General features: G+C 45.2%; 24 protein-coding genes and 2 tRNA genes. 10 read left to right on the forward strand and 16 right to left on the reverse strand.

What is annotated here, in order from left to right; all coding sequences use genetic code 11:
* Positions 1 to 3: 3 nt before the first annotated feature.
* Both ACX0G9_RS02845 and ACX0G9_RS02850 read right to left on the reverse strand, forming a co-directional pair.
* Positions 4 to 585 carry a YdcF family protein gene (locus ACX0G9_RS02845; RefSeq protein ID WP_459063334.1) on the reverse strand — a complete coding sequence of 194 codons (582 nt, stop codon included), beginning with the start codon at positions 583 to 585 and terminating at the stop codon, positions 4 to 6.
* On the reverse strand, positions 585 to 1,157 hold the full coding sequence (locus ACX0G9_RS02850) for a DNA-3-methyladenine glycosylase I (RefSeq protein WP_459063335.1): 573 nt from the start codon (positions 1,155 to 1,157) through the stop codon (positions 585 to 587). Before ACX0G9_RS02850 ends, ACX0G9_RS02845 begins: the two co-directional genes overlap by 1 nt.
* A 147-nt stretch (positions 1,158 to 1,304) precedes the next feature.
* On the opposite strand from ACX0G9_RS02850, the gene ACX0G9_RS02855 reads away from it, so the two are divergent.
* The 5 genes from ACX0G9_RS02855 to ACX0G9_RS02875 all read left to right on the forward strand — a co-directional run bounded on the left by ACX0G9_RS02855 (position 1,305) and on the right by ACX0G9_RS02875 (position 6,742).
* A complete protein-coding gene (locus ACX0G9_RS02855; protein ID WP_459063336.1) occupies positions 1,305 to 3,305 on the forward strand; it encodes a M1 family metallopeptidase in 2,001 nt (666 codons plus the stop codon).
* Between the two features lie 104 nt (positions 3,306 to 3,409).
* Positions 3,410 to 4,315, forward strand: a complete 906-nt coding sequence (locus tag ACX0G9_RS02860; RefSeq protein WP_459063337.1) for a DUF4349 domain-containing protein — start codon at positions 3,410 to 3,412, stop codon at positions 4,313 to 4,315.
* Positions 4,316 to 4,346: 31 nt separating this feature from the next.
* Positions 4,347 to 5,225 (forward strand): bestrophin family protein, encoded by an 879-nt coding sequence (locus tag ACX0G9_RS02865; protein ID WP_459063338.1) that lies wholly within the window; start codon positions 4,347 to 4,349, stop codon positions 5,223 to 5,225.
* A 102-nt stretch (positions 5,226 to 5,327) separates the two neighbouring features.
* Positions 5,328 to 5,948, forward strand: coding sequence for a hypothetical protein (locus tag ACX0G9_RS02870; protein WP_459063339.1), 621 nt, complete (start codon positions 5,328 to 5,330; stop codon positions 5,946 to 5,948).
* 95 nt (positions 5,949 to 6,043) lie between these two features.
* The gene (locus tag ACX0G9_RS02875; RefSeq protein WP_459063340.1) at positions 6,044 to 6,742 is read left to right on the forward strand and encodes a hypothetical protein; all 699 of its coding nucleotides are present in this window, start codon (positions 6,044 to 6,046) and stop codon (positions 6,740 to 6,742) included.
* 204 nt (positions 6,743 to 6,946) lie between these two features.
* On the opposite strand, the gene ACX0G9_RS02880 is transcribed toward ACX0G9_RS02875, so the two are convergent.
* The 4 genes from ACX0G9_RS02880 to ACX0G9_RS02895 form a co-directional block, all read right to left on the reverse strand.
* Positions 6,947 to 7,019, reverse strand: a tRNA-Lys gene (locus tag ACX0G9_RS02880).
* A gap of 56 nt (positions 7,020 to 7,075) precedes the next feature.
* Positions 7,076 to 7,153, reverse strand: a tRNA-Val gene (locus ACX0G9_RS02885).
* Positions 7,154 to 7,302: 149 nt separating this feature from the next.
* Positions 7,303 to 7,605 carry a carbonic anhydrase gene (locus ACX0G9_RS02890; protein ID WP_459063341.1) on the reverse strand — a complete coding sequence of 101 codons (303 nt, stop codon included), beginning with the start codon at positions 7,603 to 7,605 and terminating at the stop codon, positions 7,303 to 7,305.
* 120 nt (positions 7,606 to 7,725) lie between these two features.
* A complete protein-coding gene (locus ACX0G9_RS02895) occupies positions 7,726 to 8,079 on the reverse strand; it encodes a hypothetical protein (protein ID WP_459063342.1) in 354 nt (117 codons plus the stop codon).
* Between the two features lie 473 nt (positions 8,080 to 8,552).
* Between ACX0G9_RS02895 and ACX0G9_RS02900 the strand changes: the two genes are divergently transcribed.
* On the forward strand, positions 8,553 to 13,160 hold the full coding sequence (locus tag ACX0G9_RS02900; protein WP_459063343.1) for a gliding motility-associated C-terminal domain-containing protein: 4,608 nt from the start codon (positions 8,553 to 8,555) through the stop codon (positions 13,158 to 13,160).
* 60 nt (positions 13,161 to 13,220) lie between these two features.
* Here ACX0G9_RS02900 and ACX0G9_RS02905 read toward each other — a convergent pair whose 3' ends face one another.
* A complete protein-coding gene (locus ACX0G9_RS02905) occupies positions 13,221 to 14,078 on the reverse strand; it encodes a DMT family transporter (RefSeq protein ID WP_459063344.1) in 858 nt (285 codons plus the stop codon).
* Between the two features lie 243 nt (positions 14,079 to 14,321).
* Here ACX0G9_RS02905 and ACX0G9_RS02910 point away from each other — a divergent pair, with 243 nt between their 5' ends.
* Positions 14,322 to 16,679 carry an ABC transporter permease gene (locus ACX0G9_RS02910; protein WP_459063345.1) on the forward strand — a complete coding sequence of 786 codons (2,358 nt, stop codon included), beginning with the start codon at positions 14,322 to 14,324 and terminating at the stop codon, positions 16,677 to 16,679.
* 38 nt (positions 16,680 to 16,717) lie between these two features.
* Here the strand turns inward: ACX0G9_RS02910 and dinB are convergent, their stop codons facing one another.
* The gene (dinB, locus tag ACX0G9_RS02915) at positions 16,718 to 17,872 is read right to left on the reverse strand and encodes a DNA polymerase IV (RefSeq protein ID WP_459063346.1); all 1,155 of its coding nucleotides are present in this window, start codon (positions 17,870 to 17,872) and stop codon (positions 16,718 to 16,720) included.
* A 55-nt stretch (positions 17,873 to 17,927) separates the two neighbouring features.
* Here dinB and ACX0G9_RS02920 point away from each other — a divergent pair, with 55 nt between their 5' ends.
* Positions 17,928 to 18,692, forward strand: a complete 765-nt coding sequence (locus ACX0G9_RS02920) for a class I SAM-dependent methyltransferase (protein ID WP_459063347.1) — start codon at positions 17,928 to 17,930, stop codon at positions 18,690 to 18,692.
* Between the two features lie 12 nt (positions 18,693 to 18,704).
* Here ACX0G9_RS02920 and ACX0G9_RS02925 read toward each other — a convergent pair whose 3' ends face one another.
* The 3 genes from ACX0G9_RS02925 to ACX0G9_RS02935 all read right to left on the reverse strand — a co-directional run bounded on the left by ACX0G9_RS02925 (position 18,705) and on the right by ACX0G9_RS02935 (position 22,163).
* Complete coding sequence (locus ACX0G9_RS02925) at positions 18,705 to 21,128, reverse strand: ABC transporter permease (RefSeq protein WP_459063348.1); 2,424 nt, start codon at positions 21,126 to 21,128, stop codon at positions 18,705 to 18,707.
* A gap of 175 nt (positions 21,129 to 21,303) precedes the next feature.
* A complete protein-coding gene (locus ACX0G9_RS02930) occupies positions 21,304 to 21,777 on the reverse strand; it encodes a group II truncated hemoglobin (protein ID WP_459063349.1) in 474 nt (157 codons plus the stop codon).
* A gap of 20 nt (positions 21,778 to 21,797) precedes the next feature.
* Positions 21,798 to 22,163, reverse strand: a complete 366-nt coding sequence (locus ACX0G9_RS02935) for a winged helix-turn-helix transcriptional regulator (protein ID WP_459063350.1) — start codon at positions 22,161 to 22,163, stop codon at positions 21,798 to 21,800.
* Between the two features lie 186 nt (positions 22,164 to 22,349).
* Here ACX0G9_RS02935 and ACX0G9_RS02940 point away from each other — a divergent pair, with 186 nt between their 5' ends.
* Positions 22,350 to 22,757 carry an antibiotic biosynthesis monooxygenase family protein gene (locus ACX0G9_RS02940; RefSeq protein WP_459063351.1) on the forward strand — a complete coding sequence of 136 codons (408 nt, stop codon included), beginning with the start codon at positions 22,350 to 22,352 and terminating at the stop codon, positions 22,755 to 22,757.
* Between the two features lie 14 nt (positions 22,758 to 22,771).
* Here ACX0G9_RS02940 and ACX0G9_RS02945 read toward each other — a convergent pair whose 3' ends face one another.
* From ACX0G9_RS02945 to ACX0G9_RS02965, 5 genes are all read right to left on the reverse strand, one after another.
* Positions 22,772 to 23,047 carry a hypothetical protein gene (locus ACX0G9_RS02945; RefSeq protein ID WP_459063352.1) on the reverse strand — a complete coding sequence of 92 codons (276 nt, stop codon included), beginning with the start codon at positions 23,045 to 23,047 and terminating at the stop codon, positions 22,772 to 22,774.
* Between the two features lie 151 nt (positions 23,048 to 23,198).
* Positions 23,199 to 23,501, reverse strand: a complete 303-nt coding sequence (locus ACX0G9_RS02950) for a hypothetical protein (RefSeq protein ID WP_459063353.1) — start codon at positions 23,499 to 23,501, stop codon at positions 23,199 to 23,201.
* 387 nt (positions 23,502 to 23,888) lie between these two features.
* Positions 23,889 to 24,683, reverse strand: a complete 795-nt coding sequence (locus ACX0G9_RS02955; RefSeq protein ID WP_459063354.1) for an SOS response-associated peptidase — start codon at positions 24,681 to 24,683, stop codon at positions 23,889 to 23,891.
* Positions 24,684 to 24,764: 81 nt separating this feature from the next.
* Positions 24,765 to 25,232, reverse strand: coding sequence for a hypothetical protein (locus tag ACX0G9_RS02960; protein WP_459063355.1), 468 nt, complete (start codon positions 25,230 to 25,232; stop codon positions 24,765 to 24,767).
* 108 nt (positions 25,233 to 25,340) lie between these two features.
* Positions 25,341 to 25,466 carry a hypothetical protein gene (locus ACX0G9_RS02965; RefSeq protein WP_459063356.1) on the reverse strand — a complete coding sequence of 42 codons (126 nt, stop codon included), beginning with the start codon at positions 25,464 to 25,466 and terminating at the stop codon, positions 25,341 to 25,343.
* A 301-nt stretch (positions 25,467 to 25,767) separates the two neighbouring features.
* Here ACX0G9_RS02965 and ACX0G9_RS02970 point away from each other — a divergent pair, with 301 nt between their 5' ends.
* Positions 25,768 to 26,349 carry an RNA polymerase sigma factor gene (locus ACX0G9_RS02970; protein WP_459063357.1) on the forward strand — a complete coding sequence of 194 codons (582 nt, stop codon included), beginning with the start codon at positions 25,768 to 25,770 and terminating at the stop codon, positions 26,347 to 26,349.
* The last annotated feature ends 73 nt before the right edge of the window (positions 26,350 to 26,422 follow it).

The following is a 26,422-nucleotide window of genomic DNA, read 5'->3' on the forward strand; positions in this document are numbered from 1 at the left end:
GGCTTAATAAAAAAGGACATATTTGTAGAACGCTACAAAATCCCTTAAAATACCATAGGTGTCGTTCCAATAAAAAGAATCGGAAGACTCTCCATATACCGTTGGATATCCCAGTTTACGAATGATATATTTGGATCGGGTAATGTGATAAAAACTAGACACCACAAAAGCGGAAGCATAATGATGTTTTTCATTGAGTGCATTAAAATTAACCGCCGTCAGATAGGTATTATCCCCCTTATTATCGACTATGATTTTTTCCGGCGGTACCTTTTGGCTGACCAGGTATCTTTTCATGGCCGTTCCTTCCGGCACTCCATATTCGCCGCTGCCTCCGCTGACAAAGATTTCCCGGACGCGGCCTTCCCGGTATAATTTCAGCGCCTTGTCAACTCTGCCCTGCAATACCGGGGAAAGACTGCTATCCTTATCCACCCGGTTACCCAGAACAATGGCAATGTCGGCTTTGCCTTTCGAATTACGCATCCCGTCAATGGTCATATAAAGGATATGGATCAGGAACCAGACAACAAGCAGTCTGAGGACGAACGATGCTTTTTTACCGAACTGCAATGGAATTTTCATTATTTCTTTTTAGTCATCCACATTGGTTTGTGCTTCTGCACTTTCTTATAGACGGGGCAGCTTTCTATATGCGCACCCGCTAAATAACCGCTGCTCATTAAAAATTCTCCGACGATCTCGCCACCCGTAAAACGGAAGTTCTTTTTAAACAGAGCCACCCACTCTTCCCTGGTGAGCAAATGATGCATATCCAGCCAATGTTTAAAGGATCCGAATTCCTTTTGAAGGGACCTGATCTTACGGGCATTCTCGATAGCGGCATTGACCTTTAGTTTGTTCCGGATGATACCCGCATCGTTCAGGAGCCGATCTATCTGGCGCTGGCCGTAATTAGCGACGGTGCTTATATCAAAGTCATCGTAGGCCCGGAAAAAGTTATCTTTTTTATTCAGGATCGTCGTCCACGACAGGCCGGCCTGGTTGATCTCCAGTACCAGTCTTGCAAATAAGCCATTATCATCCTCAATGGGAAACCCGTATTCTTTATCGTGATAATGAATATGCACGTTACCCTTATCCATTCTTTTGATGGCCTCACAATAGCTGGAGGGTTTTTGTTGTTTGTCTGCCATACCTGATAATTAAAGTTCGCCGGGAGTACCCGGATGATGTCCGGTATCGGATGATGTCCGGTACCCGGACACGAAAATAAACAAAACAGCGGCTCCCCGCGTTGCCTGATAAAATTACTATATTGCAACAGGTAAATTTATAACCCCATGTTAAGGTTCCGGTTCTTCGTTCGATTGGCATCGCTGCCCCTCTTTACATTATCTCCTCTTATCCTTTGTTTTTTTATTGGTCTGTCGGATCTGAAGGCCCAGGAAAGGGGTTATGACCCACACGCTTTGTTTGTCCCGGGATTTTATCCCGGACAGAGCCAGAAACTCCGTAATGCGAATGGCGCACCCGCCGCCAATTACTGGCAGAACCGGGCCGATTATACGATTCAGGCCAGCCTGGATACCGTTACCAATGTCCTGGCAGGGAAGGTAACCATTCATTATTCGAATAACAGTCCCGATACCCTGCATTCCCTATGGTTGCAAATGGATCAGAACACCTACCGGAAGGAGGCCCGGTCCAATTTTTTTACCGGTTATGCCAGCACCCGGTTCACCAAAGGTTATGAACTGGAATCCGTTACGCTGGAACAAGGCGGACAGCTATATCCCGCCGATTATATCGTAAACGATACCCGTCTTCAGATCCGCCTGAAGAAGGCCTTGCCGGCAGCCGGGGGTAATATCAATATATCCATCCGCTATCATTATACCGTTCCCGGCGATTTTGGGAACCGGACAGATTATGTATCCACCCGAAACGGAAAGATCTATGAGATCGCCCAATGGTATCCGCGCATGTGCGTGTATGATGACCGCCAGGGCTGGAATACACTTCCCTTTCTGGGCAGCGGGGAATTTTATTGTGAATATGGCGACTTCGATTATAAGATCACCCTCCCCTGGGATATGATCGTAGCCGGCTCGGGCGAATTACAGAATCCCGGGCAGGTCCTTACCACCAAACAAATTACCAGGCTGAATACCGCCAAAGCAAGCGATAATACGGTCATGATCCGGTCCGCAGCAGAACTCAACGATCCGGCCAGCCGTCCCGTCAATAAAGGCACCCTGACCTGGCATTTTAAGATGTACAATACCCGGGACGTTGCCTTCGGCGCATCCAGGGCCTATATCTGGGATGCCGCCAGGGCTAATATGCCCGAAGGTAAAAAATCCCTGGCCATGTCTGTTTATCCCGTGGAAAGTGCAGGTGACAGCGCCTGGGGACGGGCCACGGAATATCTGAAAGGCTCCATGGAATATTTTTCCACCACCTGGTTCCCTTATCCTTACCCGGTAGCGGTCAATGAAGCCGGGATCGCCGGAGGGATGGAATACCCCGGCATTGTATTCGACGGGATCACCGACAAAGGCAAGGAATTGTACTGGGTCACCGCGCATGAGATCGGCCACAACTGGTTCCCCATGATCCTAGGTTCCGATGAACGCACCTATCCCTGGATGGACGAAGGGTTCAATACCTTTATCGATATTTACGCCTCCGATCTTTTTAATAAAGGCGAATATGCCCCCAAACGCGATGGCGAATATGCGCCGGGAGGCGGCAATCCCGCCGATGAAATTACCGCCCTGCTGAAGGACCCTGCCGCCCCGGTCATGATAACGCGCGCAGATGCCATTCCCGAGAAATACCGTCATCCGATGGCTTACTATAAACCTGCGTTCGGATTGGTGCTTTTACGGGAAGTGATCCTGGGCCATGATCGTTTTGACTACGCCTTCCACCGTTATATACAGAACTGGGCCTATCGCCACCCCTCTCCTTACGATTTTTTCCGCACGATGGATAATGAAGCCGGTGAAGACCTTTCCTGGTTCTGGCGGGAATGGTATTTCCAAAACTGGTCTTTCGACCAGGCCATACTGAATGTACAATATACCGGTAACGATCCGGCCAAAGGCATAGAGATCACTATCGTCAACCTGGACCGGATGGCCCTGCCCACTACGCTGGAGCTTGTACGGAAGGATGGTAGTAAGGAACGTATCTCCGTACCCGTGGAAACCTGGCTGCAATCCGGAACGCATGTGCTGCGGCTGCCGGGCGGACAGGCCTTGTCCACCGTGACACTGGATCCCGATAAGTTGCTGCCGGATGGAAACAGGGCGAACGATAGCTGGAAAGCGAATTAAGATGGCAGATTATAAGATTATAATTTAGGATTAAATTATTAAGGATTTTTTAAGAAGCAGTACACGATCTTTAGGGGCCTAACTCAACCTAAATTTTGACTATTATGCCAACCCCTTTCCGCAAAAGACTCTTCAGACTTTCCCTCTGGATGGTCAGCCTGTTCGTCGTTTTATTCCTGTTTCGCCTATTATATGGATTTTATGGAATGCGGACCGATGAAACAGGGTTCGCGAGTCAATCCGGCGGTGATTTTTTCGGAATGCTTCAGAACCAGCGAAAAAATTATGCCTCGGAAAAATTTTCCAATACCTACAGTAACGGACCTAGTACCCCACCCTCCCAAACCGGCAGTGCATCCTCCCAGAAATACGAAAAGACGGCTACCGTTCAATCCAAAACACTGCACTTCGAAGAGGACGAGGCCCTGATCCGCAAAACTGCCGCAGCCTTTAATGCCCCGATCCAGTACGAACAGGGCCAGGGTAAAAAAGGTAACCGGGAACTTTATCTTTCTATCGGTATTACCCCTTCCTCTTTTGATACGCTGTACCTGGCTGTTCAGAAAATCGGCCTTCTTCGTTCCACCACCATCACCAAGACCGATAAAACCAATGAATACCGGCAGCTGAATGCCAAAAAAGCATCTCTGGAGAAGATTCTGGGTTCGCTAAACGACCTGAAGAACAAAGGCGGGGCTATCAGCGATTTTGTCGAACTCAATGAAAAGATCCTGGAAAAGGAAACCCTGTTACAGGAATTAGGCGTTGACCTGGGGAATTACAATACGGAAAACGAATTTTGCACCCTGCGGTTCTCCCTGTTCGAAGGGACGCCTGGTACCAAAATCGGCTTATTCTACCGGGTCAAGATCGCCCTGGAATGGAGTCTGAAATATTATGCGGTAACCATGATCGCCCTGGTCTGCGTGGTGATCGCTGCCTTTTTCCTGCTGCAGGTGCTGGATAAGTTAAAAGTTATCTCTGCAGTGACAGGAAAACTAAAGGACTAAAACCGCTTATCTTTGAGGGCAAACGGCAGATATGATCGATTATAATCCCAAAGAATGGTTTTCGTTTATTATCAGGTTCCATAAAGCAGATACTTTTCGAAAATTATTCTGGCTGATCATGGCCATATGCGCCTATGCCTGGGCAGTAGCCTACCTGGAAGTCAGCGTACTTAAGCTCTCGGAGAACAGCCAGGTTCGTAATATCACCCAATTGCATTCTTTGCTGGGTTTCGTAATTTCCATGCTGTTGGTTTTCCGCACGAATACGGCCTATGACCGCTGGTGGGAAGGTCGCAAACAATGGGGAGCCCTGGTCAATACCAGTCGTAACCTGGCCATCAAACTGTCGGTTATCCTGGGAAAAGAGGACGAGGAAAATCTTAGTTTTTTCCGAAAGACGATTCCCGCCTATGCGTCAGCGCTGCGGGACCATCTGCGCAATGAGTTCACCCGGATCGAACTTTTTGAAAATAATCCTGCTCTGATGGACCAGATCGATCACAAAAAACATGTGCCCAATCAACTCGCCCGGATGATGTATCAAAAGATCATGGATCTGCATCGCGCGGGGCGAATCAGCGGGGATCAGCTGATCGTGTTAAACAACGAATGGCAGGCCTTTACGGATATCTGCGGCGCCTGCGAACGAATTAAGAATACGCCTATCCCCTTTTCTTATGCCTCCTTTATCAAAAAATTTCTCTTTGTTTATGTCATGAGCCTCCCCTTCGGCCTGGTTTTAAACCTGGGGTATTTCGCGGCGCCGGTTACGGGTTTTGTATTTTATGTGCTGGCCAGTCTCGAACTGATCGGGGAAGAGATCGAAGATCCTTTTGGCGGCGATCCCAATGATGTGCCTACCGATAAGATCGCCCATAATATACAGCATCATATCGGGGAGTTGTTGTAAGAACTGCTGGAAATTCCGGGCAATTAATCAGTTTTTATATAACTGACTAGTAACAACTAAAATAATTCATTATGTTTGAGGGCTCCTAAAATCCCTATAAACATGCTCCGTATCTTATCTGTTGTTCTTTGTTCGTTCGGTATTTTTTTATTTACTGGTTCTGCAAATTCACAAACTTACCTGGGCGGAGGTTTTGGAACGTTCAATATACCAGGAGCCAGTATGAAATTCAGGGGAACAGGTCCTACCTTAAAATTGGAACATATTCAAGACGACGATAGGACCATTCTGTATCTGGATGTTTCCTATTTTTCAAAATCACTTTCTGACGGAACGGCAGATATATACAATGCCAATGGTGTGCCTTTAGGCTCAGTACCCATTACCCGCAAGTTCTCTTATATATATAGCCAAATGGGCGGAAAAGTTTTGTTGGGAGGGGATGCCGACGAAAAAAAGATTATTCCCTATATTGGCGGAGGTGTGGCCATTTTGTATAAAACGATCAAAACTTCTTATCAATCCACGTATGACCTGAGTGACGATGTGACCAGCGCATGGTTATATGGTTTTCATTGTAACGCTGGGGTACAATATAATTTCGGCCCTGTAATATTGGAATTAAGAGGAAATCTAGATCTGATTTTAAAGCCTCTGGTTGACGATGTGTCCAATGTCCTGACTAATCTCAGATTATCTGCATCAATACCTATCCTAAAGTAAAAATTTAAAGATCACATTAACTATTTCCCAACATGAGCAGACAAATCTACTTAGCCCTTCTTGCCGCAATTTTATTATTTGGATGTCAAAAAAAAATGAACAGCAACGGTTGTTTTGTCGGTCTGCGACTTACGCCCAAAGATTCAATACCCTTTGCCGGGGACGATCTAACGATTTACGCCAATCAAATTAACCTGTCGTATGAATGGTCAGGCCCCAATAATTTTTCATACCATGGTTATACCGGTTCGAATAGTGTAACCATTCCGGAGATTAAAATAAAACAATCCGGCTGGTATTACTGTACAGCTTCTGTGCCAGGTTGCAACTCTTATACCGACAGTGTTTATATTCGCGTTCAATTCAATCAGGGTACTCCTTCCTGCAATTTGAACAATAATCAAATAACTTCTACGGCAGGCCTGCCGGATTTTAATGCGGTTTCGGTTACAAAGAGTTACAGTACCAGCTATAGTGCCATTTTGGTATCCGCTTATGCAGGGATGGGGTTCCCGGAATACAATTTTGTATTTAATTCATACTATGGAAATACAGAGCCTAAGGACGGTATATACTATACCACCGACTCCCCCATTTCCGATCTGCAGCAGGATGCGAATCTTATCAACATGAACTGCATTTACGGACCTTATTATTTTAGCAGCTATGCAAACGGGCAAAAAATATATGTATCACATGTAAACGGGAAACTGAGAATTGCCTTTTGCAGTATCGAAGCAGGAGATGGAGGTGGAGTTCATGGTTTATTTACAGGTGAGTTGACCGAACAATAATAAAAAAGCACCTACAAATTTTACTTCGTAAGTGCTTCATTTTCAGTGTCCCCGGACGGGTTGCCTTCGGCGATCCGAAGCGCATTGGCCTTACTCAAAGCCTCCATTCGCTTCGCTCATTTAGTTTTTACCTTTTTCCGAATCGGAGATCAAGATCTCCAATCCTCCAAAATGCAAAAACCCCGCACTATGTGCGAGGCTTTGTGTCCCCGGACGGGTTCGAACCGTCGACCCATTGATTAAGAGTCAATTGCTCTACCAACTGAGCTACAGAGACATCAACAATCCTTAAATTTAATTCTTTTAAATCAAAAAGTCCCTGATGGGACCTCTTGGTGGGAGTTGACGGGTTCGAACCGCCGACCCTCTGCTTGTAAGGCAGATGCTCTGAACCAGCTGAGCTAAACTCCCTTTCACCTTGTTTTTCCTTCTAAAGGAGTGCAAAGATAAGGGCTAAATTATTTCTACAAAATTTTTTTTGCCTGTTTGGGAGATTATTTTTTTCATAAGTCTCAGAGGATCAGGCTAAGCCGAAAGATCGGCCAGGAGATTCACGAAGCTTACCTTGCCCTTCCAGCCTTCGTAGCCTCGGGTATTTCGATCAATTTACCTGTCTTTACATCATAGATGTATCCGTAGACAGGAATATATGCCGGTACAAGCGGATGGTTCTTTATCCTTTGTACATCCTCCAATATACTGGCCGCCTGGTTACTGATGGTGAGAAAGGAAATGTGCTGCGCTTCTGCCGATCCGCCTTCTTCGGTCACGTTCTTCCAGCCTTTTTCATCTACCGATGCAGTAGCCAGGCTTTTGGCCAATAACCCGCGGATGATATCATCTGTTCTCCTGCTGTAATACAATTGACTGGCTCATAAATGATTATTTATTGATTATCAGATGGTTTGTTTTAGCTCATCACTTTAGTCCACTGAAATGATAGACTAAAATTACGAATAAAAAGAATGGATAGTTTTTTACTTCTATAGTTTTTTCAATTCCTCCAGGTCAAAAGATCGTTTAAAGAGAAAGAAATGGACATTCCCTTCAACAGAAGTGTTAACTAATTCCCACCCAAGACGGGTCATATAATTTATGGCATCGATTCTGGTAGTAAATACATTGACCTTCTTCAAATCAGCCAGGACAGAGGTATCTTTAAATGAATAGATGGGGTCAGGCGCTCCTGTATCGATTTGTATTTTAGCTTTATAAATAGTAAATTTTTGTACACAAATTATTTCACAATACCGAACAATCTTTTGAGCATTGGCGGTTTGAGCGTAGGAGGATCCCAGGAGCGAAAATACAAGGACAATCGTAAAAGCTATTTTCATCGTTGTAAGATTTAAGGTTTATAATGATTGCCAGGTTTAAGGGGATTGCCAGGTTTTGGGATAACCCTTAAATCTAAGAATTTTAATCACGCTTCAAACAGGCCCTCGCGTTATTGACCCGTTAAATGGTTTGCCGATGGGCAAGGTTGGAATAAACCTGGACAGACCTGCTCCTATATTACATTTTAACTTAATAACTCCTTGCCAAATAAAGGTATACGCTGAATTTGCCTTTTCCGGCCTTAATATTTATCTTACGCCAGCAAACCCAGAAACCCGGCATACACTCAGAACCCAGCATACACCCAGAACCAATGTGGCACCAGCCAATTAAAACCTTACACTATTTCTCCTTACGCCTATTCCGTCTGTTAATGGGGAAGCCCTTACTAATTATTAGTTCTGTACTATTATTCAGTGCTGTATTATTATTTACTGGTTCCGTACACGCACAGGTAAATGCCAATTTTTCTATGGACAAGCCCGGCGGCTGTTCCCCCCTGGTCATCAATTTTACCAATTTAACGACGGGGGCCTCGGCAAATGCGGTGTATAAATGGGATTTCGGCAACGGAAATTCTTCTGCCTTACTCAACGGAGGAGCGGTATATACGGCAGAAAAAAGCTATACGGTTATCCTTACCGTTACAGATGGAGGTAATACCTCTACCCGGACGCAGCAGGTTACGGTCTATAAACCGCCGGTAATCACGGATTTTACGGTTGCCCCTTCAAAAACCTGTCTGGGCATGCCCGTTACCTTCGTCGGCAAGGCAACCCCCGGAACAGGCAGCATTGCCAGCTATACCTGGGATTTTGGAGACGGATCAACGACCCAGGAATATAACGGCAACCCATCCTATACCTATGCAATTGAACAGACGGCCTCCGCCAGTATGACGGTTACCGATATTTATGGCTGTCACAGTACCCTGCACAAAAACAATATTGTCACGATCATCCCCGCCCTGACCGCAAATTTCACGGCTGATAAAAGGGTGCTCTGTCTTATTTCCGATCCTATTCAATTTACGAATTACAGCGCCGGGCCGGGAACCCTGGATTATACCTGGGATTTCGGCGACGGTCATACTTCGACGCAAAAAAATCCTACCTACGTTTTTAATAAAAAAGGAAATTTTGCCGTGAGTATGAAGGTCCACAGTTCAGAAGGCTGTACCCTCACCACCACGCTGAACAACCCCGTCAATGTGGCTAATTACAGTACTTCCATTTCGGCCCCCCCTCTTATCTGTAAGGGAAGCCAGGTTTCCTTTACGAGTCAGAGCTCGCCAACTCCGGATAATAGTGTATGGCTGATAGATGGTTCACCCCAGTATAATTATGGGACCTTGTACACCTCTTTTTCAACGATTGGGGCACATACGATCACCCTGAGCAATACTTTTGGAACCTGTCCGCAATCGGCCAGTCAGCCCATTTCGGTTAAAGACATTCCAAATCCGAGCCCGTTCTCCGCTGATATCCAGGGCAAATGCGGAACACCGGTAGCCGTAAAATTTAATGACCCTACAGCAGGGGCGGTCAAATGGGCCTGGGATTTTAATTATACGTATTACAATGGCCCCCGGATCGGTTCAACTATTCAGGCCCCGACATTCACCTATACCAGTGATGGATCCTATTTAATCTGGCTGCAGATGACCAATGCGGATGGCTGCACCAATACCATCTCTCAATATATCCAGATAACACGCCCTACCGTCAGCCTTTACGCTGGTGGAGGTACGCTGTCTTCCTGTACTACGCTCCTTACCAATACCTTCAGTACGTATTCCTCGGAACCGCTGGCTTCTACAAAATGGAATTTTGGGGATGGCAGCACTTCGACGGATGCCAGCCCCACGCATACTTTTAAAAACACGGGGAGTTATATCGTCACGCTGAATTATACTACCGTGAACGGCTGTACAGGAACGGTAACTTTTACGCAATACAGCCTTTATCCGCCGCCACCGGTAACCATTTATACGAATCCGGCCAACCCGGCAACCTGTACAGTACCCATAGCCGTTACATTTATCGCCAACTCTTCCGACCCGGTGGCTACGGCGAACTGGAACCTCGGAGATGGCAATACGTCTACAGACCTGTCGCCAACCCATACCTATCTCAACATCGGCAGGTATAGCGCCACGTTGAATTATACGACAAAGGCCGGATGTAAGGGAACAGCCTATTATAGTACGGTAATCATCGATCCGAGATTAAAAATCGATTTTTCTATCAATCCCAATCCTGTCTGTGGTTCGAATAGCGTAAACTTCACTACCACCGCGAATAATTATTACATCAATACCTTCAACTGGGATTTCGGGGATGGCGGGTCTTCCTATAGCGGCAGCCCCAATTCTTCCCATAATTACGCAGCCGTAGGAGATTACACGGTTAAACTATATGCCAGGAATGCCGGTGGCTGTGATACGACCATTACCAAAACGGTGACCGTCAAACCTCCGTTCCCGCAGATAACCGGGCATACCAATACCTGCGATAAAACAAGAGGGGAAGTGACATTCACGCAGGCATCGGTTCTGGCAACCTCGATTACCTGGAATTTTGGTGATGGAAGTACCCTGATCACTCCGGGAGACCAGACTACAGTCAAACATACCTATACCAAAACGGGCAAATATTCCGTATCACTGACCGCTACGAACGGTCAATGTACATTGAGCGCCGGCGATCCTTCACCGGTATATGTGCTGATAAAACAAAACCCCTTACTGACCGGAACACCGGCATCGGTTTGCAGTAATACACCAGTGGCCATGCAGATCACAAAGCTGGACAAAAATCCTTACCAAAGCGATGTGATTTATACCGGCTATTATTATTCCGGTTATTATTTCCAGGGTGCGCAATACGGGGACGGCAGTAATTTTGACGGAAGCCGGTCGGACCAGGGTTATGATTACCGCTGGACTACCACCTATAACGGAATGCTGAATAATTTTACGATCGGCCAAAAAAATCTGCGGTTCATCCTGACCAGTTATGTTTTTGGATGCCAGGACACAACTAATTTTATGCCTCTGACCGTAAAAGGAGCCAACAGCGCCCTACAGGTCGTCGCCGATAAGCTTTGTTACCAGTCACCGGTACAGTTACAGGACAATTCTACTTCCACCCCCGATAATCCCATCCTTTCCCGGCAGTGGAATTTTGGTGACGGACAGACGCTAACCAAGGATAAAGGGGGCATAGTTACGCATACGTATGCTAACCCCGGAAATTATCCGGTCACCTTACTGATCACCGATAAAGCCGGTTGCTCGACGAATGGTCCTGCGCAATATATCAGTGTAAACGGACCCAAGGCGGCCTTCTCCCCTTCCGGTACAGATGTCCATCTCAATACAACCGTATATTTTTATAATTATACCAACGATTATGGAAATTCGGGGACCGTGTATAGCTGGGATTTTGGGGACGGCTCCACCTCCCCGGATGCCTATCCTTCGCATACTTATCCCGTACCAGGCACTTATATCGTAAAGATGACAGCCAGCAATCCAACGTTGCCTTGCAGTTCGACTGCCACCCCGGTGACGATAATCGTACGGAATTTTAATTCTGCCTTCGGGTTCAATTCATCCTATGTGGCAGGCAGCTGCCCGCCGCTGAGGGTTTCCTTTGTAAATACTTCCTATAATTATATCCGGGTGACCTGGGATTTTGGGGATGGCAATACGGCGGATAATGTTAATTACCCAAGTCATGTTTACGAGAAACCGGGAAAATATATCGTTACGCTAAATGTATTTGCCTATAACGGCATCCAGGGTAAGTATATCGATTCCATCATTATAAGAGACCCGGTTGTTACACTGCCTAAAGCCCCTGCCGAGAATTGTATCGGCAGTACGATAGCCTTAACGTCGTCCGTGGTCGACGCGAGTTCCTATACCTGGGACTTCGGCGATGGAAGTCTCGTTCCCAGCCCGGATGGGAACGCCCAACATCAATACCTGACCGCAGGATCGTATACGGCCACCCTGCTCATGAAAAATAACGATGGTTGTGTCAAAGATACCACGCTGCAGGGAGCCATTAAGATAAGACCCAATCCTGTCGCCACCATTTTACCAAAGGACCCATGGATCTGCCTGGGTAAGTCCGTTCCGTTAGAGGCAGATGGAGCAAAGTTCTATTCCTGGTCACCTGCCACCGGTTTGAATGATAATAGTATTTCCAACCCGGTTGCCTCGCCTGCGGTCACAACCGATTATCTTCTTACGGTAAAAGATGATATCGGTTGCCAGAATACGGCGCCGGTGACCGTAAAGGTTACTCCACCCGGAAACTTAAAGGTCAGCCCCAACGATACGGTATGTTTTGGAGAGTCCTCTCAACTGACAGCCAGCGGAGAAACGCTCTATCAATGGATCAATAATACCGAAGGTCTGAGCAATACCGGAATACCCAACCCGGTAGCCCTGGCTTACCTTACGACGACCTATACGGTACAGGCTTCCGATGAACATTATTGTTTCATACACAAAGTAGATGTTTCGGTAACAGTCCGGCCCCTGCCGACGGTAACCGCAGGTCCTGATATAATCGTTCAGGCCGGTTACGATGCCACCCTTACGCCCACGGGCAGCGATGATGTGACACAATGGAACTGGCTTCCGGAAAAATACCTGAATTGTTACCATTGTGCCTCTCCCCTCTGCACCCCGCTGGCCAGCACTGAATATACCGTAATGGTAAAAAATCAGTATGGTTGTAAGGCCTCCGATACGATGGTCGTTGCAGTCGATTGCAAAGAGGCCAGGGTAAGAATCCCCAATGCCTTTACGCCAAATAACGACGGCGTGAACGATGTTTTTATTATAAAGGGGATCTCCATTATCAAACATATGGCCATCTTTAACCGGTCCGGTGAAAAAGTCTATGAACGCAACAATTTTATTTCCGGAGAACGGGAGCACTGCTGGGATGGAACGTTTAAAGGCCAAAGATGTCCATCCGGAACTTATGTTTACTTCGTGGAAATGGAATGTCCGACGGGCGGTGTTTTTTCGAGGAAGGGAAGTTTTGTACTGATACGTTAGAAAAGATCCTGGTATGGCTGGTCTGCCGGTTTATTTCAGGCAGGTTAACTGTTTGGGTTCTCAGCTCATAGCCAGAACCACGATTCCTGCCAGAATGATCAAGGCGGCGATCAGCCGACGCAGGCTGTCCTTCTCTTTTAAAAACTGAATACCGAAGAATACCCCAAAAACGATACTGAGTTCCCTTACCGGGGCAACATACGTCACCGGGGTTGTTTTCATGGCGGCCAGGACCAACAGATAGGACAAGGGTTGAAAAACAGCCACCACTACTATCTGTTTCCAATGTGTTTTGATCTCGAGTTTGACTTCCTCTTTTTTCCGGAGGGAGACCGGCAATAGCAACAGCATGGGAAAAATCATGGAAGCAAAACTGATCAAAACGGCGGAAACCTGGTGATCTACCACCCCTGCCCTGTCCCATAAGGTATAGGAGGCAATAAAAATCCCGGTCAGCAAACCGTATTCTATTCCCTTCATCACCGGCGTTCCTTTTTTGATCTTAAACCCCGTCATTATCACCACCCCCGAAATGATCATAAGGATACCGGCAATGGACCATAATCCTGGTCTTTCTCTGAACAATAGAACAGCGCCAATTACTGAAAATAAAGGACCTGCTCCTCTCGCTACCGGATAAACGACAGAAAGATCAGCTTTCCGGTAACCTATCTGTAAGGCCAGGAAATAGAAAAGATGCAGGATAGCACTACCCAATCCGAAACCCAGGGCCACCTTTCCGTAAGAGATATGCTCGTAACGAAGCTGATAGATCAAAAAAGGGAGAAAAAGTACTGCCGAGGTTATAGATACCAGCCAGAAAAAAGGAAGACTGCCCTTTACCTGTTTGACGGTCAGGTTCCAGATCGCATGTAATAAGGCCGCTGCTACCACTAAAGCCAATGCCGAAAATGTCATGAAAGGTGCTTCCGTTTAAGACACAAATTACTCCTTTCTGTGCCAACACGAGCCACCATGTACGTTAACGATACGGTCTGCTGTATCGTTAACGTACATTTCCATTGGAAGACACTATCTAAACAAATGAATTCCAATAAATTACAAGATGGCATCTTATTAGCACCCTTGACAAAAACTCCAATGATGACAAGGGACAAGTTGAGTTTGCCTTTGAAATACAGTTGGATTTAAAACAAGCCTATGTTTAAAAATTATTTTAAGACCGCATGGCGGAATTTGCTGAAGAATAAATTTTATTCGGTGATCAATATCGCCGGTTTAACAGCAGGATTGGCTATTGGCATCCTGATCCTGTTATGGGTGCAAAATGAATTAAGTTTCGATACTTTCCATAAACAAACACCTGATATTTATAAACTGGAAGCTTTCGGAGGTACCGGAGCCAGCCGTCAGATCTGGACCCAGATGGTAGCCCCTATCGGACCGCTGGCCAAGCAGGAACTTCCTGATGTAAAGGATCAGGTACGTCTTACCAGTAATGAACTTTATTCGCTTTACAAATACCAGGATAAGGTTTTTGGAAAAGAAGAAGTGGTATTTACCGACCCGTCTTTTTTTACTGTTTTTGATTTCCCCCTGGTAACCGGAAATCCTGCCAATCCCTTCCCTGACGATCATTCGGTCGTTATTACCCAAAAGACGGCTAAAAAATTCTTTGGCAATCAGCCTGCGCTGGGCAAGGTGATCAGCGCAGATAATACGACGAATTTCGTGGTGACCGGAGTGATCGGCGATTTCCCCCGGAACTCCAGCATGCAGATGGACATGCTTATGCCGATGAGCCTGCGGGCAAAAAAGTTGCTGGAGGATAAGATCGATATCCAAAACAATTTTTCTTTTTTCGACTATACGACCTTTTTATTGCTGAAACCCGGCGCATCGTTAAAAGATCTTTCCGCCAAATTATTTACCATCCATATCAAACATAAACCGGACGATACGGATATCGAATATCTGTTATCCCCCTTATCCAGGATGCATTTATATCATGCCGACGGAACAAAGGCGGGGATAGAAACCGTCAACATTTTTACGATTATTGCCTTGCTGATCCTGGCCATTGCCTGTATCAATTATGTAAACCTGTCCACTGCCCGGGCCACGCTTCGTTCAAAAGAAGTCAGTATGCGCAAGATAGTCGGCGCAGCCAGGATCCATCTGATCCTTCAATTCATGGTGGAAACCACGCTACTGTTCCTGCTGGCCGCTACTTTAGCTTTATTCATTTTACCTCTGCTGATCCCTTTCTTTAATGAAATATCAGGCAAGGAGCTTGTCTTCAATTTGTCCGACGGCCATATATGGCTGATCATTTTTTGCACGATAACAGCCACGCTGGCGGCATCCAGCATTTACCCGGCCTTCCTGCTCTCTTCTTTCGAGCCCCTGAAAGCGTTAAAAGGAAAGATCTCTGCCGGGATCGGAGACGTACTATTCCGAAAGATCCTGGTTACCACTCAATTTGTTTTTTCGGTCGTGCTGATTGCCGGAACGTTTGTGATCAGCAACCAATTGAATTTTATTCGTTCCCGGGAGCTCGGTTATGATAAAAGTCATGTTTTTTCATTCTGGATGCGTGATATGGGTGCCCATTACGATGCTGTTAAAGCCAATTTATTAAAACAGCCGGGGGTGGAAAGCGTTACCCGTGCCAGCAGCAATATTGTGGACCTGGGCGGCATTACCGGGGACAATGACTGGGATGGTAAAACAACCAATCAAACGTTTATTCTCCGGCCAATGGCCATCGATAAGGATTTTATTCCTTTCTTCAAAATGCATCTGCAGGAAGGCAAAGGCTTTACGGATGCCAAATCCGATTCTGCCCATTTTATCCTGAATGAAGCGGCCATAAAGGAGATCGGCATAATAAACCCTATCGGTAAACGGTTTAAGTTATGGAAGACCAACGGAACCATTATCGGTGTGGTAAAGGATTTTCATTTTGCCTCTATGAAAGAAAAGATCGGCCCTGCCATCTTCTTTATCCAGCCGGACCGATTCTATCAGATCTATATAAAAACCAAAGGAAAGGACGCTGCAGGGGCAATCGCTGCCGCGCAAACCCAGTTCAAACAATATAACGCCGATTATCCTTTCGGATATTCATTTTTGGATGATACGTTTAACCGGCTTTACCAGTCGGAGCAACGCGAAGGATCGCTCTTCCAAATTTTTTCTACCATTGCCATCCTTATTTCCTGTCTGGGACTGCTGGGTCTTGTTGCCTATACCGCGCAGGTACGCAACCGGGAGATCGGGGTAAGAAAAGTATTAGGGGCAAGCGTAACCGGGATCATCCGGTTGCTGGCCAAAGATTTTATTAAACTCGTGTTCATCGCTATATTGATCGCCACCCCCATCGCCTGGTATGTTATGAATAGCTGGCTCCAACAATTTGCCTACCGGGTTTCCATTGGCTGGCCCCTGTTCGCCTGGACAGCCCTGATCATAATCCTGATCGCACTTGTTACGCTAAGTTTCCAATCGGTAAAAGCGGCCTTGGCCAATCCCGTCAAAAGTTTGCGGGCGGAGTGAAATGAAAATGGGTGGCGGTGTCCGCACATGTAGCTCATTTAGAATAACTCCAATTGCCCCGGACGATTTCGGCCTTGCCCTCGTTGATTTTTACCAGCAACTTTCCGTTCACGGTCCTGTTCCGGGTTTGCGGCCGCATCGTCAAAATTGGAAAGGGAGATGCCCAGTAAACGGACCGGCTTGCCTTCAGGATCGGTGCCGGTTAATAATTCGATCGCCGTGGCGGATATGGTTGGAAAGTCGTCCACAGGTTCCGACAGGGAACGGCTTCGGGTGATCTGTTTGAAATCGTTGTATTTTATTTTTAGGGTGATGGTTCTTCCTTTCAGGCTATACTTTTGTAAACGGGTACAAACTATCTGTGCAATTTTTTCCAGCTCCGGGCTCATTTCCTCCAGGGTAGTCAGGTCAAAGGCAAAGGTATCTTCGGCTGCCAGCGATTTGGTCTCCCGATGAGGCTGCACTTCCCGGTTATCTATTCCCCGGGCGATCTGGTAATAAAAACGTCCGGTCTTTCCGAAATGTTTGACCAGTTCCGTCTCCGTCATTTTTTTCAGATCGCCCCCTGTATGCAGATTCATCTTTTTCATTTTTTCCGCAGTGACCCTGCCCACTCCATAGAATTTTTCTACGGCCAATGCTTCGATAAATGATTCCACCCGGGAGGGTCCGATAAAGGTAAGCCCATCCGGTTTGTTCATGTCGGAAGCGATCTTGGCAACAAATTTATTGATGGAAATTCCGGCCGAAGCGGTCAATTCTAATTCATCCTTTATGGCCTGTTTGATTTGTTTGGCGATCTCGATGGCAGATCCGATCCGGAGTTTGTCTTCTGTTACATCCAGATAGGCTTCATCCAGCGACAAAGGCTCGATAAGATCGGTATAGCGGCGGAAGATCTCCCGGATCTTTCCGGACACCTCCTGGTAAGCATCAAAGCGGGGTCGAAGAAAGGTCACCTCCGGGCAAAGCTGCAAGGCTTTTTTGGAGGACATGGCCGATCTTATCCCGAATTTACGGGCTTCATAGCTGGCTGTAGCTACTACCCCTCCCCGGCCCTCCGGCGAACCACCCACTACGATGGGTTTGCCCCGGTACTGCGGATGATCCCGCTGCTCCACGGAAGCATAGAAGGCATCCATATCGATATGAATGATTTTCCGCTGCATAACAGGTGATCCAGAAATTTCCACAATTTAACCTATTTGAGAAGTGCTAATTTACGACACAGTAGTTAATTTTGCAGATATGGCCAATCCGTTACATGAGCTAGACCCAACCGGGCGGTTTTCCAACCGGGCGGGTAATTATGAAAAATACCGTCCCTCATATCCCCCTGAGATCATCCCCTTCCTGGAAAATACCATTGGCTTACGCAAAGGACAACAGATCGCCGATATCGGTTCGGGTACCGGCATTTTTACAGAGATGCTCTTATTGAAAGGTTACTCCGTGACAGGTGTGGAACCGAATATGTCCATGCGGCAAACCGCGGAAGAACACCTGGGCGGTTATGAACGTTTCTTCAGTCTGGACGGACGGGCAGAAAAAACCGGTCTGGCAGATCACCATATCGACCTGATCACTGTCGCCCAGGCTTTTCATTGGATGGATCCCAGGGAGACAAAAGAAGAATTCCTGCGCATTCTGAAACCCGGCGGCCATATCGTACTGATCTGGTATGAACGTCTGACCCATACGGCATTTTTAAAAGCCTATGAAGAATTCTTCCTGTCCTTCGCAACGGACTACAAGGGACCCGGACGAGCAAACGAACAGGTCATTACCTCTTTTTTTTATCCCTATGCTATGGGAACCCAGGTATATTCCACTATAAGGCTCCTGGATTTCGAAGGATTAAAAGGTCTGGTGCTTTCCTCCTCTTTTATACCTCAGGAAAATGATCCCCGTTATGCGGATATGATCGAACGTTTGGAGGAATTATATGCTACGCATAAAGAGAACGAACTTGTTAAAATGGAGTACGAGACGAAGTTGTATTTTACTCAGTGATTGGTGGTAACCTTACTCAGTTCTCAAGCTCTTTATAGGATTAACAATTGCTGCTTTTACAGACTCATAACTCACCGTTATCCATGCTATTGCTAATGCACCTAATGAGGCTATCAGAAAAATAGTCCAACCAACATTTATACGATAAGCAAAACTGCTGAGCCACTTATTGATGGCAAACCATGCAATAGGTATGGCAATTACAATGGCAATTAATACAAGTTTTGTAAACCCTGTTGATAACAAATACACAAGATTGAATACTGATGCTCCCAGCACTTTTCTTACACCGATTTCCCTGGTGCGTTGTTCAGCCATAAATGCCGACAACCCATACAAACCCATGCAGGAAATAAAAATGGCTATTATCGCAAATACATTAAACAGATTGCCCATTTGTTGCTCACCCTTATACAAATTATTAATATCCTGGTCAACAAAACCATAGGAGAAGGGGAAAGCAGGATTTAGCAGTTTGCTTATTTTCTCTAATGCCTGAATGGTGGCTTCTGTTTTTCCGGGTTGGGTACGCACTAACACAATTCCTCCATTCCATTTATTGAACGCAAGGATCATTGGCTCAATGGCTGTTTGCGCCGATTTATAATTAAAATCCTTTACTACTCCTACTATAATTCCTTTGTCGCCCGAAAACGTAAGCGATTTACCAATGGCAGTTGTAGGGGTCATCCCCATAATCTTTGCCGCTTTTTCATTAATCACATAATTACCCGAATCGGCAAATTCAGTAGCAGACAAAGCTCGTCCGCTTGCCATCTTCATTTCCAGGACATCGAAGAAACCATCGGTCACCCATGTTTTTGAAAACCAGATATTTTTATCCGCCAACGTACTTCCCTCCCATTCTACGCCGTAAGTGCTGCTGCCCAGATCGGATATCTGGTCGCTAATGGTTGTAAAGTTTGCCGTAAGCGGGTTCGTTTGGAGCTCCGCTTTTAATGCTCTTTGTTTGTCCCCCATATCTCCGGACATCGGCATATAAAGCAGGTTCGATTTATTATACCCAAGATTCCTGTTCCTGATATAATTCAACTGTTTGTAAACAAGGGCCGTCCCTGCGAGTAATACTATCGAAACAACAAATTGCACGACCACCAACCCATTACGGAAATTTAAATTACTCCCCATCATTTTCATGAACTTCGCCCAGAGCGTCGTCCCTTGCTCCGGGCTCGATCGTAACCATCGGCTGCCTCGGTTACCTTTCAGCACTTCCACCGGCTTAAAACCAGATAAGAACAAAGCAGGATAACTGCCGGAGATAAGCCCGGTACATAATGCGAGGCCGAGCAGCAAGGCTATTAATTTTCCATCCAATAATTGTATAGAAAGTTCCTTGCCCGCCAGGTTACTAAAAACAGGTAGCAACAAGCCTACCAAACCAACAGCAATCAACAAAGCAATAAATGAAATGAATAATGACTCGCCGAGGAACTGACCGATTAGTTGCATGCGGCCCGCTCCTACCACCTTGCGCAGGCCCACTTCTTTTGCCCGGCGCGCAGACCTTGCGGTGGCCAGGTTCATAAAATTGATACAGGCTACTGCCAGAATAAACAACGCCACAACAAAAAATGTGTTTACATACTGGATATTGCCCTGACCGGGCAAACTGGAGTGGTAATCAGAGCGCAAATGAATATCAGCTAAAGGCTGCAGTTTGATATTGGGTGGATTCTCTTTTATATGTTCTCCGACAATTTTATTTATCTGCCTGTTAAGCCCCGCTAAGGCAACTGGCGTGGCCTTGAATTTTTCATCGAGTTGTATATAGTCAAAGAAATCATAACTTGGCCAGATGTTATCCCGCAAACGCCAGTCCGACTGTGCAATGGCGGACATCGGCATAATAAAATCAAATTGCAAATGAGAGTTGGCCGGAATATTTTTGAGCACGCCTGTAACCACCAGGTTGTCTTTGTTATTCCTTTTTAAAATTTTCCCCATCGCATCTTCATGGCCAAAATATTTCTTCGCCATATCCTCCGTTATTAAAACAGCATCGGGCCTCGTCAACGCGGTTTCGGCACTCCCATTTATTAATGGAAATGAAAATACCTGCAACAAGGTAGAATCGGCATAGAAGACGGCTTTTTCTTCAAACCTTTTTGTGCCCATTGCAAAAACGGTAGTCGTGGGCTGGACAAATAAGAGGCGGACAAAGTTTTTTATAGCGGGAATTTTTGCCTTCAGTTCGGGGACCATGGGCCCGGAATTGGTTGCACCACCAGCAGTAAGGCGGTAAATAGTACCCGAGTTTTTGTGGAATTTGTCGTAACTCAATTCATTTTGTACCCACAGCAAAATGAAAATGCTGCAGGCCATGCCAATGGCCAGCCCTGCAATATTGATGGCCGCAAAGGCTTTGTGCCGGACTATATTTCTGAAAGCGATCTTAAAATAGTTTCTTAACATTTCTGTTTTATTTGGTTTCCATACTGAATAATAAGGATACCCAAAGAAATGCCAAATTATAATTTATTGTTATTTAGTTTATTATATATATTTTATTTATTTAAACTGTCCGTATATGATATTGATTATGTTCGCTTTCAAGAGGACAAATACATAGCTGGGCTGTGGTGGATACTTATCCGGGTAAATAGGGACCTCCGGTCTCGCCCCATCCCCAGGCAGGCATAGGCTCCCCTTCTTTTATGGGGTTTTCTTTCGTTTGGGAATTAAGGACCGCTAAACGGGTACCCCACTCCAGATAAGCGACAAAAGCAGACCTGAATTCCGGGTCATCCGCAATCCCATTCTGATCGGCCGTCTCCAATAAAAGTTGGATCCATCTTTTGCGGTGGGTTTCGGTCAGCATCTTGTTCAGGTGATGGCTGACCATGTCAGCATGGCTACCCCCATCCCCTTCCGTATACAAACGAGGCCCTTTGAATACTTCCGCGATAAAATGAGCAACATGCAGCCGGTGTGCCTCCGACATATTCATAAATACCGGAGCCAGTATCTCATCCTGCAATACTTTATCGTAAAAGTCGGACATCAGTTTTTCCAGTACTTCTTTGCCACCGGCCCAATCATATAATGTCGGAATATTTTTCATGGCTATGCCTTTTCGAATTTTTATTTGTACAAATGCTGATCCTGTAGATATTCGATCCCGTTCTCCTTCAGATACCGGATCCCCCATTCACTGATGAAATCAAACAAAGGGGATAAGGAAATACCAGTTTCTGTCAGATGATATTCCACCCGATAGGGCTTGACGGATATCACTTTTTTTTCGATCAATTTATCCCGCTCCAGTTCTTTCAATTGCTGACTCAGCATTTTTTCTGATACACCCGGAAGATCGTTCCTTAATTCACTAAAACTTTTTTTGGCATTATGGTGCAAACCTGAAAGGATCAGCAATTTCCACTTACCTCCGATAAAACCAAGGGTCACATCTACCGGGCAGGTAAAGTTTTTATCGTTTAATTGTATCATTCGGGTACAAAGTAAGTGAAAATAGGCGATAGAAAAATTTTTTGCATGGGCCTACTTTTTGGTAAGCCCGGAGGGTCTGCCACCCTACTTTTTAGTAAGGTATTGTTTGGATAATCCGCTATCGCTAATCTTGTCCTTCCTTATTAAAAACATAAAATTTTTACTTCACTTTAAAAAACAAAAAAAATGAAAAGGAATATTTTATTCGCCTTATTATCCCTGCTGATTTTCAGCCGTAACAGCCATGCTCAAAACACAAAACAAAACGCCATGAAAAAAGAAAATTATTCGATGGAAGTTATCCGGTATACGATACCAGCCGACAGTCATAACAATTTTGAACTGGCCTACCAGGAAGCAGGAAAATACCTGAAAGCCTCTCCTTTCTGTTTGGGCTATCAGGTGATCCACGGTAATGAGGAACCCAACCATTACATTATTCTAATCCATTGGACGTCCGTGAACGACCATCTCAACGGTTTTAGGAAAAGCGGTGATTTTATGCCATTTTTTAATCTGCTGAAACCCTTCTTCGGAAACATCGACGAAATGAAACACTATGACCTGACCTCGAACGCCTGGCAAAAAGAGTAAGGAAGGATGAAACCCTATGCAAGGATCTCTTCGATCTTTGCGGCGATCAGTTTTAGCAAGGATATATCCATATGGCCGGCGGAATGTCCGGCTTTATGGAGATCCTGGACTCCATCCGGCATTGGTGGAAGTATGGCCCGGTAACTCCCTTCTTCATCTCTTTCGAAATATACATCGGTACCCTCCACATTAACCTGGAATTTATGGGTATAACCCTGCTGCAATAATACGGATTCAAAATCACGATCAGCGCCTTTGTATTGAACAGTAATGATAAATGAATCTTCCATTTGGCAAATTTACTACAAAAATAAATTATGCCCGAAACAGGAAGAGAAAGGGAGGCAGGGAAAGAAAGTGAGGCAAAGAAAATCGGGGCCAGAGAAAATGTGGCGGTAAAAAATGTGTTAGGAAAATAGGTGCCTTGAAAAAAGAAAAGAGCTATTTTTTTAAATTTAGCCATTCGGCATGGATGATCTCAAAGATTTTCTTTTCTTCCACACCGATCACCCGGGCCATGGAATAAATATCGCCCAGCATAAATAAAGCAGGATTCTCTATCAATTTATTGAATCGCTCCGGGCTGGTCCGGATATCGCGGGCCAAAGGAGTTTTATCTGCTTCTTCTAAAAGCTGGCTGAGATTTTTTATATGGCCTTCCGTAAGTAGAATTCTAACCGTCTTATACCTTGGATCCATTTCCATGGTGCAAATAAAGGCCCGATGTTCTATAGAATTATCCAAAATAAATGATTTAATGGTTCACGATAGCCAATTCACTGATTTCAAGTAAACGAATTATTTATTTTTATAATTATTAAATAGTTTATATCTTGGCTTTTTATTAGGATTTAAAGTAGACAGGTTAGGGCCCTCTGATTAGCTCTTAAAGCCCTTACAGAATAACGCTTCGTACAGTTCATGTCAATTTTTCGACCCTTCAAAATTGACCTTTCGCAAAGAGTTTGTTAAGATTTTACTATAAAGATATCCCTTACCCGACGCGGGTTGCAGGGGGCTGACGATATTCCAGTTAATAAACAAGGAAGAGGCAGCATTTAGTAGTACGTTATTAATCAATGGTAGCCCTTTCTATTCTTAGCGGGGGCTTTTTTTAAAACAGGCGATGTTTTAAAACAGGCTTTTTTGATCGGCGGGATCATCCACTCCCAGGGGAGGAAGGTTTGCCCATTCGAAAGGCTCTGTCTTTGTCTTATGATCCGGACGCTCCTTGGTAGTACGGATAGTGAAAACCGGCCAATCGTCCAACTCTTCCGGTGGTAATTCATAATCCAGGATCGATTGAAGTTCCTCGTCATTCAGATCGGGCTTCAGCCATTCCAGCTCCTTTTCCTTTGGCAGGAACAAGGGCATTCGCCCCGCATTTGGCCCTCCGTTATGGATCTTTTTCATCAGGGCATTGGCAGACCGGGTGATCACTGTAAAGGTGCCCCTTACCTCCCCTGTCTCCAGATCGGGAACAGGAGAATAGTTATACAGACCCGGAAGACAAAATAAAGGCCGGTCAGCCTGGTGAATCAAATAGGGGACTGTATTTTTCCAACCCTTTATATGACGATGCTCATAAATTCCTGTAACCGGGATCAGCAGGCGTTGTTTGCGAATCCTGCGCCAATATGATTTTTTATCTCCCAGGATCTTTTCACTCTGGGCATTGCACATCCAGTTGCGGTTCTTTTTTATCGCCTCCGGGGTATTCATATAATCCGCAATTACTCCCCATTCAAAAGATCTGAGTTTGTACTCCCCTGCTTCGAAAAGAATAACCGGATACTTTCGGTAGGATTGGGCCTGTACATGATCAAAAAGTTCAAAAGGAATATTGAGCTGCTCTTCAATATGCAAACCGGGCAGATAATCGGTAATAAGTTCGATACCGGAGGTATAGGATATATCGTAACACATGGTTAATAGATTTCAAGGTTAATGGTTAAACTGAAAAATGCTTAAACTGATAAATGGTTCACAGGTCAGGAACTTGCCGGATCAAATATGGTCAATGTCAGCCAGCGGCACGCTTACTTCACGGGTTTGGAATTTTAAGATAATAAAAAGCTCGCCAAATTTCGTAAACAATTTCGCCTCGACCTTGTCCTTCCTTCCGGGCATCCAATGCAACCGTCGTTTAAGATAAAGACGGATTTTCCGTTCGATCAGACCGGTTGGATGCCATTCATCCTTCAGTAATGCGGTGTAGATCTTGTAACCCGCCGGCTGACTGGCCGCTACCATTAACTGCTGCCGCTGTACAGGGTTCGACAGGGCATAAATTTTCCGGTAGGGATCGGATCCTATGGCCTCATAATGACGGGCGGCATCTGCCCGGTCATGGTAATGACTGATCAGATACGCGCCGTTTTCCTCATTAAAAGTCTGTCGTACAAACCATCCATTCCCGGATCTGACCAGAGAATCCAATACCCCGGGAGCTAACAAGATAAAAGGATTGTACATGAAAAGGATTAATACAGCTGCAATATACTAATATTTTTAGCAAATTGGAGTAAAAAACATTAGTTTTTTTGGGAACTAATTCTAACTTTTTTGAATTTATGGGAGATTTTATTCGGTCCGAAGATTTTTTTCCGGGTTGGTAAGGGCTGCCTTGACAGATTGATAGCTTACAGTCAGCAGGGAGATCAGGAAGGAGGCAAAAAAAATGATCAGCATGAAAAAGATGATCAGCATGAAATTAAAAATATATGAGCGAAAAAAAATCTGATAAGGTGCTTTTAATCTTATTTAACATATACTTACACATATTTGCCTAATTCATATATTAATAATGTCCCTAATTTATTCCTCTAATCCATCAAGTACCTTCTAAATTATTTGAATATTTTTCCTAAACATGGATAAAACCTACCTTCCAGGAGCATAATGTTTATTATCATTTTTTATAAACAACTGAGTTCTTAAAATTATTTTTTTATTACCTTTAGCATTGATCGGGTAAAATCCGAAAGAAAAAGAACAATAAACCACCTAATTGCATAGAAATTTGGATTTGCATCATACACATGGGACAGGAGCAGAAAAAGCGTCTGAACTGGTTTTTGGAGATTTGTACCAAAAGCTGGAACAACCCTTATATCGTCTCGTCTTTCGTGTTACCAAATCCGATCAGCAGTCCAGGGATATCTTACAGGAAGTCTTTCTGAAACTTTGGGAACACAGGAGAAGATTGGGCGACATTCAACATGTCGAAGCCTGGTTATACCGGGTTACAGAAAATAAACTGATCGATTTTCTTCGAAAAACGGCTGCCGACCAACGCCTCCTTGAAGCACTCTGGAAAAAGACCAATTTTTCCATCCTGGAAACGGAGGAATTGCTGCAGGCCAAAGAATGCCACTCCATGATCCATAAAGCCGTGGACCAATTGCCCCCTCAACGTAAGCTGATCTACCGGCTCAACCGCGAAAAAGGATTGAATTACCAGGAAATCGCCGATGAGCTTTCTATCTCCCGGCATACGGTAAAAAACCAGCTTTCCCTTGCGCTGCATACCATTCAGCGTTTTCTTTCCGGTCTGGTCGGATTGATCCTCCTGTTTTGGAACAGCCTGTAACCTTCCTGAAAATCGTTCCCACTCTCCTGAAAAAAAAGTTTCCCCGGCAATAGGAACATCTTCTCCCTGCTTC

It is taken from the genome of Flavitalea flava, from assembly GCF_054461575.1.